Genomic DNA, 16,659 nt, shown 5'->3' on the forward strand with positions numbered 1-16,659 from the left:
CACACGGCAACGCACGCTCCTGCCCGCAGCGCCATGGCTGGCGCCGCACCGGTCGCGTGATCCTGATTGGTTTGTTTTCCTTACGCAAATGGTCCGGGGTAGCGCCCGGATTTTTCGCGTGTCCGGCATCCGCGTGGAAGTCCTCCCCCACCGGGGGAGGACTTGCGGTTCAGGTCAGCCGCGCCAGTTCACGAGTGTCTTGAAATAGGACAGGGTTTCCTCGAGCGCGCGGTCGCTTTCGGGGGAGCCTTCGGGCGGAAAGTAGCTGAGCTTGACGATCACCGTGCGCGTGGCGGGATGGACATAGATGAACTGCCCCTGCAACCCCAGCGCGGTATAGGCGCCGGTATCGTCCAGCTTCCACCACTGGAAGCCATAGCCCGAACGCGCGAAGGGATTGGTCACTTCGGGCGGCGGGGGCGGGGTGCCGGCATCGGCGTTGGGGATCATCGCGGTCGATTGCGCCACCCAGTCGGCGGGCAGGATCTGCTTGCCGTTGAAGCGCCCCTTGTCGAGCATCATCTGGCCCAGCCGGGCGAAGTCGCGCAGCGTGGCGTTGTAGCCCATGCCGTTCAGCTCGCGCCCCGTGCCCGGCGGTCCGTCGGCCATCCAGAAGCCATAGGACTCCATGCCCATCGGCTGCCACAGCACCCGCGTGGTGAATTCGGCCAGCGGCTGCTTGGTCGCGCGCTCCAGAATCCAGCCGAGCACCGAGGTATCGAGCGTGGAATAGTTGAAGTGGCTGCCCGGCGCGACCTTGCGCCCGACGCGCGTGGCGGTGTCGGCAAAGCGTTCGGTATTGGCGACGATGGCGTTGAGGAAGATCTTCGCCGCCGTGCTGGGGTTCTGCCCGAAGTCGTAGCGCTCTTCGTAATCGACGCCCGAACGCATCTGCAGCAACTGGCGGATGGTCACCCCGTCATAGCCCGAGCCCTTAAGTTCGGGCACGTAGTCGGTGGCCTTCTGGTCGATGCTGGCGATCGCGCCTTGCGCCACGGCGGCCCCGACCAGCATCGAGGTGATCGACTTGGCCATCGAGAACGAGATGTAATGCGTGCGCTCGTCGGTGTTGTTGCGATAGCTTTCGTGCACGATCTTGCCATCGCGCATCACCAGAAACGCGTTGGAGAAGGTGCGGTCCTCCCACGCATCCTCGGTGATCGACTTGCCCTCGATCACGGCGGCGGGCAGCGCGGCATCGGCGCGCGGCAGCGCCACCACCGGCCCGGCATGCGGTACCGGGCGGGTCTGGAACAACTGGTCGATCGAATGGAAGGTCAGCATGTTGACCGGCGCGTCGAGCAAGTGGGTGCGTGCCGCGCGCAGCCCCGGCGGCACGCTGCCATCGGGCAGGACATGCACCGGCGCGGTCTGCGCCTGCGCCGAAACCGGGAGGGCCGCAACCGGGAGGGCCGCAAGGGGGAGGGACACGAGCGCACAGGCGTTCGCCACGGTTCCAAAAAGCCATTGTCGCATCGGTAAAACGGAGCCTCTCATCTTGCTTTGTATGCTTGGTGGTTCGCAGCTTCGTGGTTCGCAGCTTCGTGGTTCGGAGCTTCGAGGTTCTCTGGCGGTCACTGGCGCAGCAGCACCGTCAGCCCGAAGGTGCGCGGGCGCAAGGTGATCGATCGGTACGAGCCGACGCCCGACACCTCGATCTGGCGCGACACGCGCGAGCGGTTGTTGGTCAGGTTGTCGACGAACAGCGAGACATCGGCGGGGCCCTTGCGCCAGCCCAGCCGCAAGCTGGCAAAGCTCAGTTGCGGGGTGCGGATGGCGCCGGGGTCATAGGCATTGGTCAGCGGATCGGTGACGGTGGTCTGCTTGCCCCGGCTCTTGTACTGATAATCGCCGCGCAGATAGACGGTGGCCTCGTCGTTGATCGGCACTTCGTAATTGCCGCCAATGGTCGCGGTCCACGGATGGGTTTCAAGGTGGTCGCCCGCCGTCGCCAGCGCGCCGCCCGCCACGTTCTGCGTCAGCGTGGCATTGGTATAGCCGACCGTCCCGTCGAGCGTCAGGCCTTCCGCCAGCTTGGCGGTAACCTGCAGGTCGAAGCCCTTGCTGCGCGCCTTGCCCAGATTGGCGGTGAACTGCGCGCCGCAATGCTGCAGATAGACGTTCTGCTGGATGTCCTTCCAGTCGACCAGGAACACGCTGCCGGCAAAGCTGATCGCGCGGCTGACCCGGCCCTTGACCCCGCCTTCATAGCTCCACAGGCTGTCCGATTTGTAGGTTTGCGGCACGTTGCTGAAGCCGAAGCCGTTGAGATCGGCGCCGCACACCGACAGCGGCACCGGCGCGTTGGTGCCGCCGATGCGATAGCCCTTGGCCGCCGTGGCATAGACCAGCACGTCGGGCGTCGCCTGCCAGTTGACCGAGACCTTGGGCGTGATCGGGTTCTCGGTGACTTGCTGCGGCAGTTGCAACTGCAGCCCCGAGACCGGCCCGTCGAACACCGAGGCGCCCTCGAACTTGGTGTGCGACACGCGCAAGCCTGCGGTGATCTTCAACTGCGGGGTGATGGCAAACGTGCCCTCGGCAAAACCGGCAAGCTGCTCGTCCGCACCGCGCCCCGACCCTGCCAGCGAATACTGGCCGTCGACCAGCGGCACGCCGAAGATGACTTCGGGCGGGATGCCACCGAAGATCGAACCGAAGTCGGGATCGACCACGTTCTCGCGGAAATGCTGCACCGACTTGGCATAGAACGCGCCCAGCACCCAGGTCAGTCGCGCGTTCCTGTCGGTCGATTGCAGCCGCGCTTCCTGCGTGAACGTGCGCTGGTCGTTGCGCATCAGCGCGGTCGCGCGATAGGCCGGGTCGATGAACGAGGCACCGCCGAACACCGCAGGCCACAGCGTCGAATAGTCGATCTCGGCATGCTGATCGCGGACATAGTACGACGTGTTGCTGATCAACTGGACCGAACCGAAGTCGTACGAAATCGCCAGCGCGGGCAAGTAGAAGCGATCGTTGTCGGGCGTCGCCTGCGGCTGGCCGCTGATGTACTGGCCGTTCTTGGGGTCGGACAGGGTTTCCCAATAGTTGTCGCTGTCACGCGCGGTACGGCGTTGGTAGAACAGCGAGGGCGTGATCTCCAGCCCTTCGACCGGGGTCCAGCGCAATGCGAAGCGGCCGACTTGCGTCTCGGCGGTGTTCACGTCCTTGAGCAGCGGCGCGTTGGCCAGCGCCGGATTGCCGTTCTTGCGATCGACCCAGCCGCCATCGCGGCGGAACCAGATGCTGGCCGAAAGGCCCAGCTTGTCGGTGATCAAGGGCATCGTGCCCGACACGCCGAACTCTCCCGACATCGCGCCGCCCTGGGTGCTGCTGGCCTCGCCGCGCGCATAGATGCGGGTGTCGGTCAGGCTCGGCTGGCCGGTGATGAAGCGGACGGTGCCGCCTTCGGACCCGGCGCCGAACAGCGTGCCCTGCGGCCCGCGCAGCACTTCGACGCGCTGCAAGTCGAACACCGCCGGAAAGGCGTTGGTGGTCGAATAGCCGACCTGACGGCTCTGGATCGGGGTGTCGTCGATATAGACGCCGGTGGTCGCCGCGCCGACGGTCGAGCTGACTCCGCGAATGGCGATGTTGTTCTGGTTGCCAAAGCCGCTGGGATCGAACTGGATGCCCGGCGTCTGGCGCACGATGCCCGACATGTCCTTGATGCCGCGCTGGTCGAGCGAGGTCTGGCTGAGTGCGGTGACCGACTGCGGCACTTTGCTGAGCGATTCCGCACGGCGGGTGGCGGTGACCACGATCTCGCCCGGAGCCACGGCGGTGGTGTCGGCAGCGGCGGCCTGCGATTGGGCCTGCGCGCTGGCGGGGGAGGCGGCGGCAATCGCGACGGAGGCAAGGGCGACCGCCAGCGAGGCGGTGGTCGAATGCAGGTGGCTTGGGCGCTTGGTCATCGTTCCCTCATGTGTTCTTGGCCGAGATGGCGCGCAGGCGTGCTTTTTGGCATCGTCGCTGCGGTGGTTTCGGCCGGGTTCATGGCTGAAGTGCGTCCGATTGGGGCAGCGTAACCCCGCCACCGACAGCGCCGCGTCCCCCAAATGGGATATGCCGGTCGGAATTGTGATCGCAGATAACAAAAGGGCGCGCAGGAGCTGCGCGCGCGCCTAGATCAGGCTAACGCGCCGACCAGAGCAGGCGGGTGTCATCGGCCACAGGGCCGGGGGTTTCGCGCACGCTGGCCACCGAAGCGCCGATCTGGCGCACCAGTTCGGCCTGACGCCCGGTGCCGGTCTTGGCCAGCACCCGCTTGAGGTGAAGCCGCGCGGTGCCTTCGGCCAGCCCGCGCGCGGTGGCATAGTCGGCCACCGTTTCGCCGCGCGCCATTGCTGCCGCCAGCGCCGCTTCGGCCGGCGTCAGGCCGAACAGGCGGGCGATCTCGCGCTCGTCATAGACCGCCGTGCGCGCCGGGCCCGACAGCATCAGCATCACCGCATCGCTGGGCAGGCCGACCCCGGCATCGACCCGATCGGGCGCGAGCGGCCGCACGTGCAGGCAATCATGGCCCGTCTCGCCCAGCACATGCACCGCCTGTTCGTCGGGTGCGCTCACCAGCTTGCGCAGCGCCTCGCGGTCGCGCACGTGGCCTGCCGTCAGCACCCCATCGCGGATGCGCAAGGTGGGGTGGCCATCGAGCAAGTGCCGCGCGGTGGCATTGGCCCACACCACATGCAGCGCACGATCACAGGCCAGCATGGCCCGGCCCGAATTGTCGAGCGCCCGCTCGATGAGCCGCGCGCGGCGGGTGACCTCGTCCAGCTTGCTCCACAGCCGGGTAGCCTGATCGAGATGCGGTGCCAGCGCTTCGAGCAGGCCAAGTTCTTGCGCGCCGATGTCGCGATCATCGCCCGGCTCGCGGTGAAAGATCAGCGACAGGCGGTTCGCCCGGCCCAGCCGCAAGCTGATCCAGAACGCCTGACCCAGCCCGCAGCGCGCCAGTCCGTTGCGCAGCACCTCGCGGTCCTGATCGCTGTAATCGGGGGTGCGGTGATCGCTGCTGATCGACAGGTCGGCGTGATCGGGAAAGGGGCGGGCGCGGCTGAAACGCGGATTGGCGGGCGAATTGGCCCACGAATCGTGCAAGCTGGCGAGCCGCTGCGATTCCGGGTCGCGCCGGGTCCACACCTGCCGCAACTCGCACGGGGTGACCGACAGCACTTGCGCCACCGCGCTGCGCACCCCCAGCGCGCCGCGCAACTGGTCGAGGAACCCGGTCCAGCAGCCATCCGGCCCGATCGCGCCATAAAGCCCGAGCAGCAGGCGGTCGTCGAGGATTCCGCGCGAACCCATATCTAGCCTGTCTTGCCAGCCACGATGATGATTCCTCTGCCAGTCATGGCCGCCACGTTCGTGCAGGCAACCTTGCTGTGATCATAGCGTGGCAATGGCCCGCCGTCGCGCTTTGCGTTGAAGGGGCACCCGCAAGGGCACTGGCCAGACAGAGTGCCGCCTCAGCCAGCCGTCCGGCCATTCCGGAACCGCGCCACCAGCGGCACGAACGGGAACGCCATCACGTCAAGGATCGACAGCCGCCGCCGCCCGTCCTGACCCACTTCCACCGCCTCGCCCGCGTGGAAGGTGCCGCACATCCGGTCCACCACGATCAGCGCATTGGCATAGTTGCAGCGGGTGCTTTCGTAATCGACCGAGTGGTGCAGGCTGTGGTGCTCGATGGTGGTAAAGACATAGGAATACCAGCGTGGCGGATCGAACCGGACATTGGCATGGGCAAAGGCGGCAACGATGGTGCCGACATGCGCGGCGCAGAACAGCGCGGGCAGCGAAAAGTCGAACAACGCCACGATGCCAAGGCTGATCAGGAACAGCTCGATCGGATTGCCCACCGCGCCCTTCAGCGCATTGAGCTGGGTGACATAGTGGTGCGGCGCATGGACCAGCCACAGCGGCGTCCAGTTGTGCATCGCGCGGTGCATCCAGTACTGACCGAACTCGAACAGGAACAGCACCAGCGCCACTTGCAGCACGAACGGCGCGTGTTCCAGCCATGGCGTGCTGATGCCGATGGCGTGCTTGGCCGCCTCAACCGGTGGATCGCCCCAGTGGATGCGGGCATAGCGGATCAGGGTATAGACCATCGCCACATAGAACAGGTCGGTCAGCAGTTCGGTGCGGGTCATGCGCCAGGCGGCGTGGCGCTCGTTGACCTGCTCAAGCGAAAGGATCGCCAGCTTGCACAACCCGACCGCGATCAGCAGCGTCCACGCGCTGGTGGTCAGCCGCTCGGGCGCGAGCCCCCAGAACAGCACGATGGCCAGCACCGTTGCCGGTTGAATGTAGCGGAACACCACCTGCTTGACGCCCTGTTCAGCCATGCCCCGCCCCTTTTCGACCTGCCCCTGTCCAAAGGCCCCGAACCGTTCAGATACCATCGCAATGAGGGTGCCCGCAACCGTGCCCGCCGCCGATACGTCAGGTGACGTACGGCGACCGCGCCGGTGTCAGGCCGAAGCGGGAAACACCGGCCAACGATCGCCAATCCGTCCGTCCTGATAGAGCACCACATCGCCGAACTGCAGCATCAGCGCCTCGCTTTGATGCGGGCGGAGGAACACGCTGTCGTCGGGTTTGAGATGCACGCGCCACGATCCGGTGAGCAATTGCTGGTTGCTCGACAGGCCGATCAGGTCGCTGGTCTGCAGCCCCGGCGGCGAGACCGGGTCGGCCAGCCAGTGGCCGCCGAAGATGTAGATCGCCTGCGCGGTGTTGGGGTCCATGAACGCCAGCGGACCGTTCAGGTAGGCATGCCCCGGCAGATCGAGCGGGCGCCCCGCCTTGATCACCGGGGTGGCGATGAACAGCGCGGGCGCCAGATCCTTGTTTTCGGCGATGTCGAAATCGTTGGGTTTGACGAAAGCCGATCCGACCGAAACTTCGTTGGCCACGGTCCCGCGCGTATGGCGCATGACCGTGTAGCTGCCCGCCGAGTTCAGCGTGAGCCGCTGCGGATCGCCCGGTACGAGCGCTGCCAGCGCCTTGATCGCGGCGGCATAGCGGCTTTGCGCATCGGCCCAGGCGGCATCGCCATCGCCCAGCTTTGCCACGTGCGCGTCATAGCCCATCAGCCCGGCCACATCGAAGCAGCCCGCTGCCTGCGCGGCCTTCAGCCCCTCGGCGAGCGCCGCGGCATCGGCAAACCCGCCGCGGTGCAAGCCGACGTCGATCTCGCAGCTCAGTTTCATCCGCGAGCCATTGGCGCGGGCGATGGCGGCATAAGCGGCAATGCGCTCGGGCGTATCGACCAGCCATTGCACGTTGGCCAAGGCTGGCGCGCCGAGCGTGGCATACAGATGCGCGACCAGCGGCGCGGGCAGGGGCTTGCCGGTCAGGTAATCGCCGTCGGGATGCAGCGCTAGCATCGCCGCCAGCATCGGTGCGTTGAACACCATGAAGCGGTTGGTCGAAAGCCCTTTGGCCACGCGATCGAGCAATGTCGGGCACGGCAGCGACTTGACCACCACGCGCAAGGGCAGGTGCGCCGCACCCACCGCAGTCCGCAAGCGTGCGATATTGGCGTCCAGCCGCGCGGCATCGACCACCAGCACCGGCTGAGCCAGACCTGCTTGCGCCAGTGCGCCCTGAACATTGCGGAAATAGGCATCGTGGGTGCCGCCATGGTCGGCGCTGCGCAATGCGGCGACCGTGCCCGCGCCCACTCCAGCGCCAAGCGCCACCACGCCACCAGCGATCGCGGCCCTGCGCGATAGCCTAACCACGACGAAACACTTTCGCGAGATAGGGGTTCAGCATCTTGCCCTCCGGATCAAGGTGTTCGCGCACCGCCAGCGCGTCTTTCCAGCGCGGATACAGACCCGCGAAATCATCGTGTTTCAGGCTGTTGAGCTTGCCCCAATGCGGTCGCCCGCCATGCCGGCGCAAGATCGGTTCGATCAGGGCATAGAAGAACGCATAGTCGTCCTTGTAATAGGCGTGCACCGCAATCGAGCCGGATTCGCGACCGTAGAATGTCGACAGCCACGCATCGTCGGCGGCGATGCTGCGCACCTCGATCGGGATGAATACGTCGCTGCGATGGCGTTCGATGGCCTCGACCACTTCGCGCAAGGCCGCGATCTGGTTTTCGCGCGGCAGATGGTATTCCATTTCGCGAAAGCGCACCGGCCGCTCGTTCGACAGCAGCTTCCACCCTTCGTCGACGGCGATCTGGTCGGGCGTTTCCGCAAGCACGCTGTCGAGCATCCGGAAGCGCAAGGGCGATGCGAATTCCAAAAGGTCACGCGCGCTCTTCAGCTTCATCAGGCCGTCGGTATCCGCATCGGGGCCGCGCGGGCGCACCGGCTCGGTCGTCGCGTCGTGCGTGATCAGCAGCCCCTGATGGCTGAACGGGATGACGTAGAATTCGACATTGCGATGGCGCGTTGCCAACTCATCCCAGCCATCCATCAAGGCGTCGCGGTGGCGAACGGACGTGACTTTTTTCACCCGCGTCAGCGGATGGTTCTGCATCGTGAACCGTGTGATGATGCCAAAGGCACCCAGCCCGACACGCGCGGCGGCAAACACCTCGGGGTTGCTGGTCGCGCTGCATTCCAGCACCTCGCCGCGCGGGGTCGCGAGGTCAAAGGCGATGATCCCGCCATGCACCGCCTTGAACCCTGCTCCCGTGCCATGCGTCCCGGTCTGGGTTGCGCCCGCCAGCGATTGCTTGTTGATGTCGGGCAGATTGGGCATGTCCTGACCGATCGCCGCCAGCGCCGGGCCAAGATCATAAAGCCGCGTACCTGCAGCAATGCTCGCCTGATGGGTCGCGGGGTCGTGCCCCGACAGGCCGGACATCCGGTCGAGGCTGACCAGCGTGGTGTCCGTCGGCACCAGCCCGGTAAAGCTGTGCCCCGCGCCAACCGTGCGCACCGGGCCCGCTGCCGTGCGCAGCAGGTGTGCCGCTTCATCGGCGCTTGCCGGAGCCACGCGATTGGCGGGATAGGCATGTTCGGTGCCCGACCAGTTCTGCCACAGCAGGCGACCGGATTTGTCGACGGCGGGCAGGGCGGTCGGCTCGCGATCCAGCCAGACGCGCCGCCCGAACAGTCCGGCGGCACCTGCCACGACCGCGCCACCTGCCGTGAGCAGTGCTCTGCGCGTTGTTCCCATCGGTCACTCCCTCTTGTTCTGGCTCTTGTTCTGGCCCTTGTTTTGATTTTATTCCGGCTGGTCGGCCATGAAGCGGATCAAGGCCTTGTAATCCGCCGCAGTGCAGGTGCTGCATTGGCCGCCTGCGGGCATCTTGTTGTACCCCGCTATCGCATTCTGCAGCAGGGCGTCCGGACCCTTGGCCCAGCGCGCGTCCCATTGCGTGTGATCGCCCGACAACGGCGCGCCGCTGTCATGGTTGGTGTGACAGGCGCGGCACGATCCATCGTAGAGCGCCGCCAGATGCGCCGAAGCCGGCTGACGCGCCGCGCTTTGCGCCTCGGTCAGCGGCTTGGCGGCGGGCGCCTGATGGCACCCGGCCAACGCCAGAATGGCCGCCGCGATCCCGGTCCGTTCAAGCGCCATGATCGGCATCCCCCTGCGCATTCGAAATCGGTGCCGCCGTGATCGCCGCGATCGCGCGTGCGGCATCGCCGAAGAGATCCTCGGCCGTGATGCGATCTTCTTCGTGGAGCATCTCGTCGACGGCATAGCCGATTTCCACGGCCAGACGGACCCGCCGCCACAGCACCCTGGCGTCCTGATCGGGCGTCAGCGCCATCATCGCAGCGACGATCCGGTCGGTCACATAGCGGTGCGATGCGATACGGATCGGGGCCAATTGCGGCACCGCCCGCATCGCGCGTTCGATCCAGACACCGCCGGGCTCGCTATCGGTTATCCGCGCGGTTTCGCGGAAAAGCTCGGTCAGGCCGGGGGCCAGTCCCGGCTGCCCGGCCCGGCTCCAGCGATCAAGCCAGTCGATCAGCACATCGTTCTGCCGCTGCATCAGCCGCTCGGCGAGCGCTGCGAGCAGATCGTATTTGTTGCGGAAATGCCGATAGAGCGCCGGAGGTGTCACCCCTGCGGCCTGTGCGACCAGGTTTGTGGAAATCCGCTCAATCCCGACATCGCCAAGCATCGCTCCGGCGACGTCGAGCAGGCGTTCCTTGGTGCGGTGCGCGCGGTCTTGCACCGGCGGCTTTGCCCGTTCGAAATCGGGCACCGCAATCGCGTCCGCCGCCACCTCCGCCGCCACTTCTGCCGCCATATTCATCGTCGTTACCCGGTCATCGCCCCGTGATTAATAGCGATGACTATCGTTTTGCTCCGGGCTGTCAAGCCTTGATCCGCCCGTGCCGATGCCGCGCGCGCAAGGCTGTCGCCGATCGCGGCGCTTGCCGATCACGAGATCGCGGATTTCTTGGGGGAAGGCGTGAAGAACGCTTTGCGAGGGGCAGGTCACACGCCGCCTGAAAGCGATATTCAACGATAGAAGCATCGGCTTACATTGGCGACACGCATTGGTCCGTTCGCATGCATGGCGTCGCCGGACAATCGGCGTAGCTTGGCTTCGAGCGCTGCGAATTCGGCTCTGTTGAGCCAGCCTTGGATGCGGCCTTGTTCAACCGACCAGCAATCGGCAACCGCCTCGTCCGGGCCAAAAATCTGGTGGGCACACTCGTGGGTGTACCAGAACAGTTGCTGCGATCGTGGCAGCGCAAAAACGCGTGGACTCAGATAGATCCGCCCACCCCACGATGCCGCCAGATCGTCGATCTCCAGCACTTCCGCTCCGACCGGGCCGCAAGTCGCTCTGTATCCGGCCAGCATCAGGGTGCCCGGCGGGATAACCTGCTGGGCGATTGCAACCTTCGGGATCATGAGCGCGAGGGGTAGCAACAGCCATCGCCGGTAGTGGGCTAGCGGCTTCATCCGCCCGCCTGACAGGGCTGTGGCATCACCTGCTGCCCAAGGGTGCTTGGCGCGTGCGGGTGCGCGGTGCAGCCATGGGAAACACCGCTTCCAACGGGCGCATTTCGGGCAGGATGTAGACGATGCCGACCGTCCCCTTGAAGGTCGGGATGATCGTACTGTCATAGAACTGCGCCGGCACGTTGACGCAGCCAAAAGTGATGCGATTGTCGAACGGCGTCGGCGATGCAAGGCGGGCGTGGCGCCGATCCGCAGGTTTCCCGACGATGACGCGGTGCAAAGAAAGCGCGGCGTCATAATCGATCCACAGCAGATCCTGTTCAAGATCGCGGCCAAGCGCCGCTTCGAACCGGCCCGCCGGGGTGATCCGTTCGGACGGCCTGATCGTGGCCAGCTTGCGCTGGCCGATCCCGGCAACCTGATCATCTCCGCGCGCAAGACCAAGCAGCGCTGGCGCCGCGCCCCGGATCTTGCCGCGCGCATCGAACACGAACACGTTCGCGCCGATCTTGTCGATGATCACGAACGGTAGCCCGCGATTGTCGCCGCTGGCGCTGACCCAGTTCGTCAGCCGGAGCGTGTCGTTCGACGCGGCCTGATCGGCAAACCGGGCATGCGCCTCGAACGTAGCGGCCGAAACGGGCGCAGGGGGCTGCCCGGCCGCCGGCATGGCCCAGGCCGTCAATGCAAGCGGCCCCCAGCGCCAGCCTTGCAGCACGCTGATCTTGACCGGCTCCATCCCGATCAGTGCCGCGATGGCTTGCGCGGGTGAACCGGAACAGGCGGCGGCGGGGGTGGGGGCGGCAGCGTTGGTGGGGGCGGCGGCGTTTCGATAACCGGCGGGCTGACCGGCGGACTGACTGGCGGCGGGATCCGCTCCAACGGCGGCACCGGGGGTGGCGGCACGATCACGACGAGGCCCGGCGGCGACCGAGGGTATTCGGGGACCGGCGGCAAACCGGTGATCGGCTGCGGCGGCGTCGGCCGCGGCGGAGGCGTCGGCGTGGGCGTCGGCGTGGGCGTCGGAGTTGGCGTGGGCGTGGGCGTGGGCGTGGGCGTCGGAGTTGGCGTGGGCGTCGGCGTCGGCGTTGGCGTTGGCGTTGGCGTCGGCGTAGGCGTTGGCGTGGGCGTCGGCGTAGGCGTTGGCGTCGGCGTAGGCGTTGGCGTGGGCGTGGGCGTCGGAGTTGGCGTCGGCGTCGGAGTTGGCGTCGGCGTCGGAGTTGGCGTCGGCGTAGGCGTGGGCGTCGGAGTTGGCGTCGGAGTCGGTGTCGGCGTGGGCGTAGGCGTGGGCGTCGGCGTCGGCGTGGGCGTCGGTGTTGGCGTGGGCGTCGGTGTTGGCGTGGGCGTGGGCGTCGGCGTTGGCGTCGGAGTTGGCGTCGGCGTCGGCGTCGGCGTCGGGGTGGGTGTCGGCGTCGGCGTCGGCGTGGGCGTCGGAGTTGGCGTAGGCGTGGGCGTGGGGGTCGGCGTAGGCGTGGGCGTCGGCGTGGGCGTCGGCGTCGGCGTCGGTGTCGGCGTCGGCGTTGGCGTGGGCGTCGGAGTCGGAGTTGGCGTTGGCGTTGGCGTCGGCGTCGGTGTCGGAGTTGGCGTCGGGGTGGGCGTCGGAGTTGGCGTCGGCACTGCCGTGATGTTGCCCTTGGTTCTGGCGCCCGCGATGCAGCAGGATCCAACAAGGGCATACTGATCGGCATTGGGACCGGCGAGGCTGTAACCGGAATAGGTTATCCCCACCCCGGTGGCGACGCTTGCGGTGTCGAACACGGCCGTCGCGCCTGCGCCTTTGACCAGCGTCACGCCGACCGGCAGGCCCGAGGTGGACGTTGTGTTGAACCCCGCCAGATTGGCGATGGTGGTGCCGTCGGCCACTTTGTCACCCTTGGGGAACAGCAGCATCTTCTGCGTGACGGTGGCGCCTTCGGTCAGCACGAAATGGGTCGAGAAGTCGGTCGGTGCCGCATAGGATGGCGGGTTGTAGAAGATGTTGACCGGCGCGACCGTGACGGTTGTCGGCGGGGCGAGCGCCGCAAAAATGATCGTTCCGCCAGCAGTGCCCGGTCCGCTGCCATCGACCCCGGCGATCAAGGTCATCCCGACCGGCAGGCCAAGGCTTTGCGCAGGAATGACACTGCCACGGGTCAGCGTGATCGCAGCGTCGATCTGGACGTCATGTCCGGCACACAACCGGACGTTGCCATCGGTCGTGGTCAGCGCGTGGAAAACGCGGACCGTCTGGCCGGCGTTCAGCGAAATACTGCCGTTGACCGTCGTCAGGGGAGCGTTGACGATCACGTCGCGGCCGCAGCAGGCCAGAATATTGCCCTTGGTGGCGCTGATCGGGGCGTTGATCACAAGATCGCGCGAGGCGTTCAGCGTCAAGGTCGTTGGCGTTCCCGATGCGGTCCAGGCGATTGCATCGTTGATGATGATGTCGCCGTTGCCGACTGTCGTGTCGCCTGCAGCCGGGATCGTGCTGATCACGATGGTGTTGGTCACCAGTTGCGCCGACAATGTCGAGCCCGAGATGCTTCCGCCGTCACCGACGATGAAGTCCGCAGGGTCGATCAGCCAGGTGCCGTTCGCGCCCGATGGTGCCGCAGTGGTAACCCGCGCGCCCGTCGCAACATTCACATGCGCGGCCGACGTTTCGATGGAACCGCCGTCGCCACCGGCTGGAGCGCTCGCATCGAGCGTGCCGGTCAGGTTCACGGCCCCGCTCGCCATGTCGCCCAGCAGCACGATCCGGCCGCCGCGCGTTCCGAGCGTGCGCGCCTCGATGATCCCGCTGTTGTTGACGACCGTACCGAGCAGACTGCCCGCCGCCCGCGCGCTCAGGATCACTTTGCCGCCATCGGCCGCGATCAGTCCGCCATTCTGAACGAGCGCGTTGACCGCCCCTTTGTCCACCGTGACGTTGAGCAGCCCGTCGCCCGCGACATCGAGCGTGATCGCCTCACCCGCCGCCAGCACGACGGTTCCCAGACTGGCAAGGATCGCGCCACGGTTGTCGACCCGCGCGCCGAGCAGGGCGACATAGCCGCCGTTGGCGTTGATCGTCCCCTGGTTAAGCACCGCGCCGCCACTGCCGCCCGAAAAGGCATAGTGCCCGGCCATGAAATCGGCATCCGACAGCTTCAGGGTTGATGCCACCAGACCTGCGACATTGACCTGCGCGCCCGTGCCGAACACCACGCCGTTGGGGTTGACCAGAAACACCTTGCCGTTGGCCTGCAGCGTGCCGAGGATGCTCGACGCTTCGGCGCCGAGCACGCGGTTGAGCGCGACTGCGCTGCTGTTGGGCTGCTTGAAGGTGACCGTGCCCGCCTTGCCGATCGAAAAGTTCTGCCAGTTGAGCACGGCATTCTGGCTGGATTGCCGCACCGTCACCGCGTCCGCCCCGGTTGTGATGGTCGCGCTGCCTGCCGCAACCGATCCGCCGGTGGGCAAGATCGTGGTCGCAGACATTGTGCTTGCAGGCGTTGTGGTTGCAGTTTGGGCCATCGCCGGCAAAGGCAAGGAGACCGGCAGCACCAGCCCCAGCACACCCATGCCGAAGGAGCGGACGCAGAGTGAACCGGCAAGACTGCTCGATCCGGAAAAAGTGCGCCTGAGGCGACTGTTGCTGTTCATGATTGGTCCTTCAAACGGTCGAGGACGTTGCACCGCGATGCAACCATCGGGGCTTCAGAACTGCTTCACGACCTGGAACCAGAAGCGTCCGTCCTTCATCGGGGCAGATGTCGCCGGGCCGGTGCCGAGGCGGCGAGCGTAGCTCACCCGGACGAGCAAGCCTTCGGGGCCTGCCCAGTTCACCCCGACGCCATAGCCCGAGCGGCGCGCGTGATTTGAACCGGAAAACCAGGGATCGTGCGCAAATCTGATCTCGCCGGTATCGACGAAGGCGATCAGTTCGAAACGTCCCGGCAGCCGCCGTGAATCGCCGCCGAGCATGAGCCGTGGCTCGATCGTGGCGATATAGCCGCTGTCGCCAAACGCCTCGCCTTCCGGGTAGGCGCGTACGCCATAGGCACCGCCCAGTTCGATCTTTTCCGAACTGTCGAGGTTCTTGAACGCCGCCTGTCCGCGTACCGAAACGAATAGCGACAGCGGCCCCGCGATCGCCTGATTGCGCGAGAAACCGCCCTGAACCTTGTTATAGGTGCCTTCGCTGCGGGCCGTCGCCGCATCGATCGCGCGGTCGATCGGGCTGCGGATGTTCAGTTTCCCGATCGTCCAGCCAAGCGAATAGACGTTCGACCCGCCGCCGCCCAGCGTGTCGCGCGAATCCCCTGCCAGACCGAATGTCGCCGCCGTGATGCGCCGGTCCAGATGGGTCGATACCACGCCGACCCGGTCATGCAGCAGCTTGTAGTCGACATTGGCCAGCGCATAAAGGTTCGCCCGGCGCGAACGCACCAGCGGATAGCTGCCATAGGCGCTGAAGATGTCGGCAGTGCCGGTGCCGTCGAGCGCGGCAAACTCGCGGCCGAGCGAATAGTGCAGATGGGCATAGGCGATCCCCACCGTCAGCTTGTCGAGCGGCACCTGATACGACGCGCGAAGATAAGCCAGACCGCCATCCGAGCCGAGGCCGCGCAGGCTGAACTGGTCGCCGATCCCCAGCGGATTGTTGACGTTTATGGTACCGCCAAAGCGATAGATGCCGGTATAGCGACTGCCGGCATTGTCCGCCTCGACATCGCCACTGATCAGCGGCCCGCGCGCAAGGGTGACGGTGAGATCGGACGTGCCGACCGCCGCCCCCGGCGCCAACGTGCTTTTTACCCGCACGCCGGGAATGTCGGACAGCAGCAGCAGCCGCCGCTCAAGCGGTGCATTGATAATGGGGTCGCCAGCCTTCAGCCCGTGCAGGACGCCTGCCGGAACCTGGTCAGCGATGCGCGCCTGATTGTGGATGTCGATCTTGCCATAGTGGCCTTCGATCACGCTGATCGTGACCGAGCCATCCTGCACGTCCTGCTCGGGCAAATAAGTCTGCGCCAGAAAGTAGCCTTGGCGGTGGTAGAGATCGGCGATCCGCGCGGCCAGATCGCGCATTTGCTGCAGCGTCAGATTTGCCCCGGCCACAAAACCGCTCGCCTTCACAAGCTCGGCCTCCGAGAAGGCCGCCTCTCCCGCGACGTGCAGGGTCACGACATGGACCGATGGGCCGCCCGGTGCTGGCGCGACGGTGGGCAGGCGCGGTGCGATGTCGAATTCGGGCTCCGGGGTGTTGCGGATTTGCGGCTGGGGCAGCTGCTGCAACTGGGAGCCCGCGTTGGGCATCTGCTGGCCGTGCGCCACCGCAGGGGCAAATAGCGCGAGTGCTAAATATTTGAGCGTCTTCATGAAATCTCGCGCGCTGACACGTGATAGGGCTGTGGAAATCTTCACGCAGCGGTGAAGACTGCACGTGACGAAATACCGGAAACACACGCTTGCCCGCCCAAGCAGATGTCGCAACTTTCGAATTTGGAAAACTTGCAATTGAAACCCGTAGAGGTTCAAAAAGTTCCAAGTCAAAAGGCCAATTTTCAGATGAAAATATTGTTTGGTTTGTGAATTTTGTGATATCGTTTCCGAAGTTTGGATCGTTTCACTAATTGTTAGTGAATAGCAAATTTGCGCCGAACTTGGTAACTGCTCAGGTGGTTGGCAATGAGGCCGATCAAGCGACCGCGAAGCGTCCGTCGACGAGGTCTCGGATTGCGCTGAGTGCGGACTGGCCAGAGAGGCGTGCGGTGCCGGTGACGGAACGGTATC

The 16,659-nt window shown here is 65.8% G+C and carries 12 protein-coding genes; all 12 read right to left on the minus strand.

Features of this window, described 5'->3' with window-relative positions; genetic code table 11:
- Positions 1 to 174: 174 nt before the first annotated feature.
- The 12 genes from LDN95_RS21725 to LDN95_RS21780 all read right to left on the minus strand — a co-directional run bounded on the left by LDN95_RS21725 (position 175) and on the right by LDN95_RS21780 (position 16,245).
- Complete coding sequence (locus LDN95_RS21725; protein WP_226019622.1) at positions 175 to 1,431, minus strand: serine hydrolase; 1,257 nt, start codon at positions 1,429 to 1,431, stop codon at positions 175 to 177.
- Between the two features lie 143 nt (positions 1,432 to 1,574).
- Positions 1,575 to 3,914, minus strand: coding sequence for a TonB-dependent receptor (locus LDN95_RS21730; protein WP_226019623.1), 2,340 nt, complete (start codon positions 3,912 to 3,914; stop codon positions 1,575 to 1,577).
- 220 nt (positions 3,915 to 4,134) lie between these two features.
- The gene (locus tag LDN95_RS21735; protein WP_226019624.1) at positions 4,135 to 5,307 is read right to left on the minus strand and encodes a LuxR family transcriptional regulator; all 1,173 of its coding nucleotides are present in this window, start codon (positions 5,305 to 5,307) and stop codon (positions 4,135 to 4,137) included.
- Between the two features lie 161 nt (positions 5,308 to 5,468).
- A complete protein-coding gene (locus LDN95_RS21740) occupies positions 5,469 to 6,350 on the minus strand; it encodes a sterol desaturase family protein (RefSeq protein WP_226019625.1) in 882 nt (293 codons plus the stop codon).
- A gap of 126 nt (positions 6,351 to 6,476) precedes the next feature.
- On the minus strand, positions 6,477 to 7,751 hold the full coding sequence (locus LDN95_RS21745) for an alanine racemase (protein ID WP_226019626.1): 1,275 nt from the start codon (positions 7,749 to 7,751) through the stop codon (positions 6,477 to 6,479).
- Positions 7,744 to 9,147: a D-arabinono-1,4-lactone oxidase gene (locus tag LDN95_RS21750; protein ID WP_226019627.1), complete on the minus strand. Its 1,404-nt coding sequence runs from the start codon at positions 9,145 to 9,147 to the stop codon at positions 7,744 to 7,746. Before LDN95_RS21750 ends, LDN95_RS21745 begins: the two co-directional genes overlap by 8 nt.
- 48 nt (positions 9,148 to 9,195) lie before the next feature.
- The gene (locus tag LDN95_RS21755) at positions 9,196 to 9,552 is read right to left on the minus strand and encodes a cytochrome c5 family protein (RefSeq protein WP_226019628.1); all 357 of its coding nucleotides are present in this window, start codon (positions 9,550 to 9,552) and stop codon (positions 9,196 to 9,198) included.
- Positions 9,542 to 10,243 carry a TetR/AcrR family transcriptional regulator gene (locus LDN95_RS23225; RefSeq protein WP_305082591.1) on the minus strand — a complete coding sequence of 234 codons (702 nt, stop codon included), beginning with the start codon at positions 10,241 to 10,243 and terminating at the stop codon, positions 9,542 to 9,544. Before LDN95_RS23225 ends, LDN95_RS21755 begins: the two co-directional genes overlap by 11 nt.
- A gap of 209 nt (positions 10,244 to 10,452) precedes the next feature.
- The gene (locus tag LDN95_RS21765) at positions 10,453 to 10,902 is read right to left on the minus strand and encodes a hypothetical protein (protein WP_226019629.1); all 450 of its coding nucleotides are present in this window, start codon (positions 10,900 to 10,902) and stop codon (positions 10,453 to 10,455) included.
- Between the two features lie 25 nt (positions 10,903 to 10,927).
- Positions 10,928 to 11,641, minus strand: coding sequence for a L,D-transpeptidase (locus tag LDN95_RS21770; protein WP_226019630.1), 714 nt, complete (start codon positions 11,639 to 11,641; stop codon positions 10,928 to 10,930).
- Between the two features lie 5 nt (positions 11,642 to 11,646).
- Positions 11,647 to 14,361 (minus strand): filamentous hemagglutinin N-terminal domain-containing protein, encoded by a 2,715-nt coding sequence (locus tag LDN95_RS21775; RefSeq protein ID WP_226019631.1) that lies wholly within the window; start codon positions 14,359 to 14,361, stop codon positions 11,647 to 11,649.
- A 219-nt stretch (positions 14,362 to 14,580) separates the two neighbouring features.
- Complete coding sequence (locus LDN95_RS21780; RefSeq protein WP_226019632.1) at positions 14,581 to 16,245, minus strand: ShlB/FhaC/HecB family hemolysin secretion/activation protein; 1,665 nt, start codon at positions 16,243 to 16,245, stop codon at positions 14,581 to 14,583.
- Positions 16,246 to 16,659: the final 414 nt, after the last annotated feature.

Source organism: Novosphingobium sp. FKTRR1 (assembly GCF_020404405.1).
Taxonomy (GTDB): Bacteria; Pseudomonadota; Alphaproteobacteria; order Sphingomonadales; family Sphingomonadaceae; genus Novosphingobium.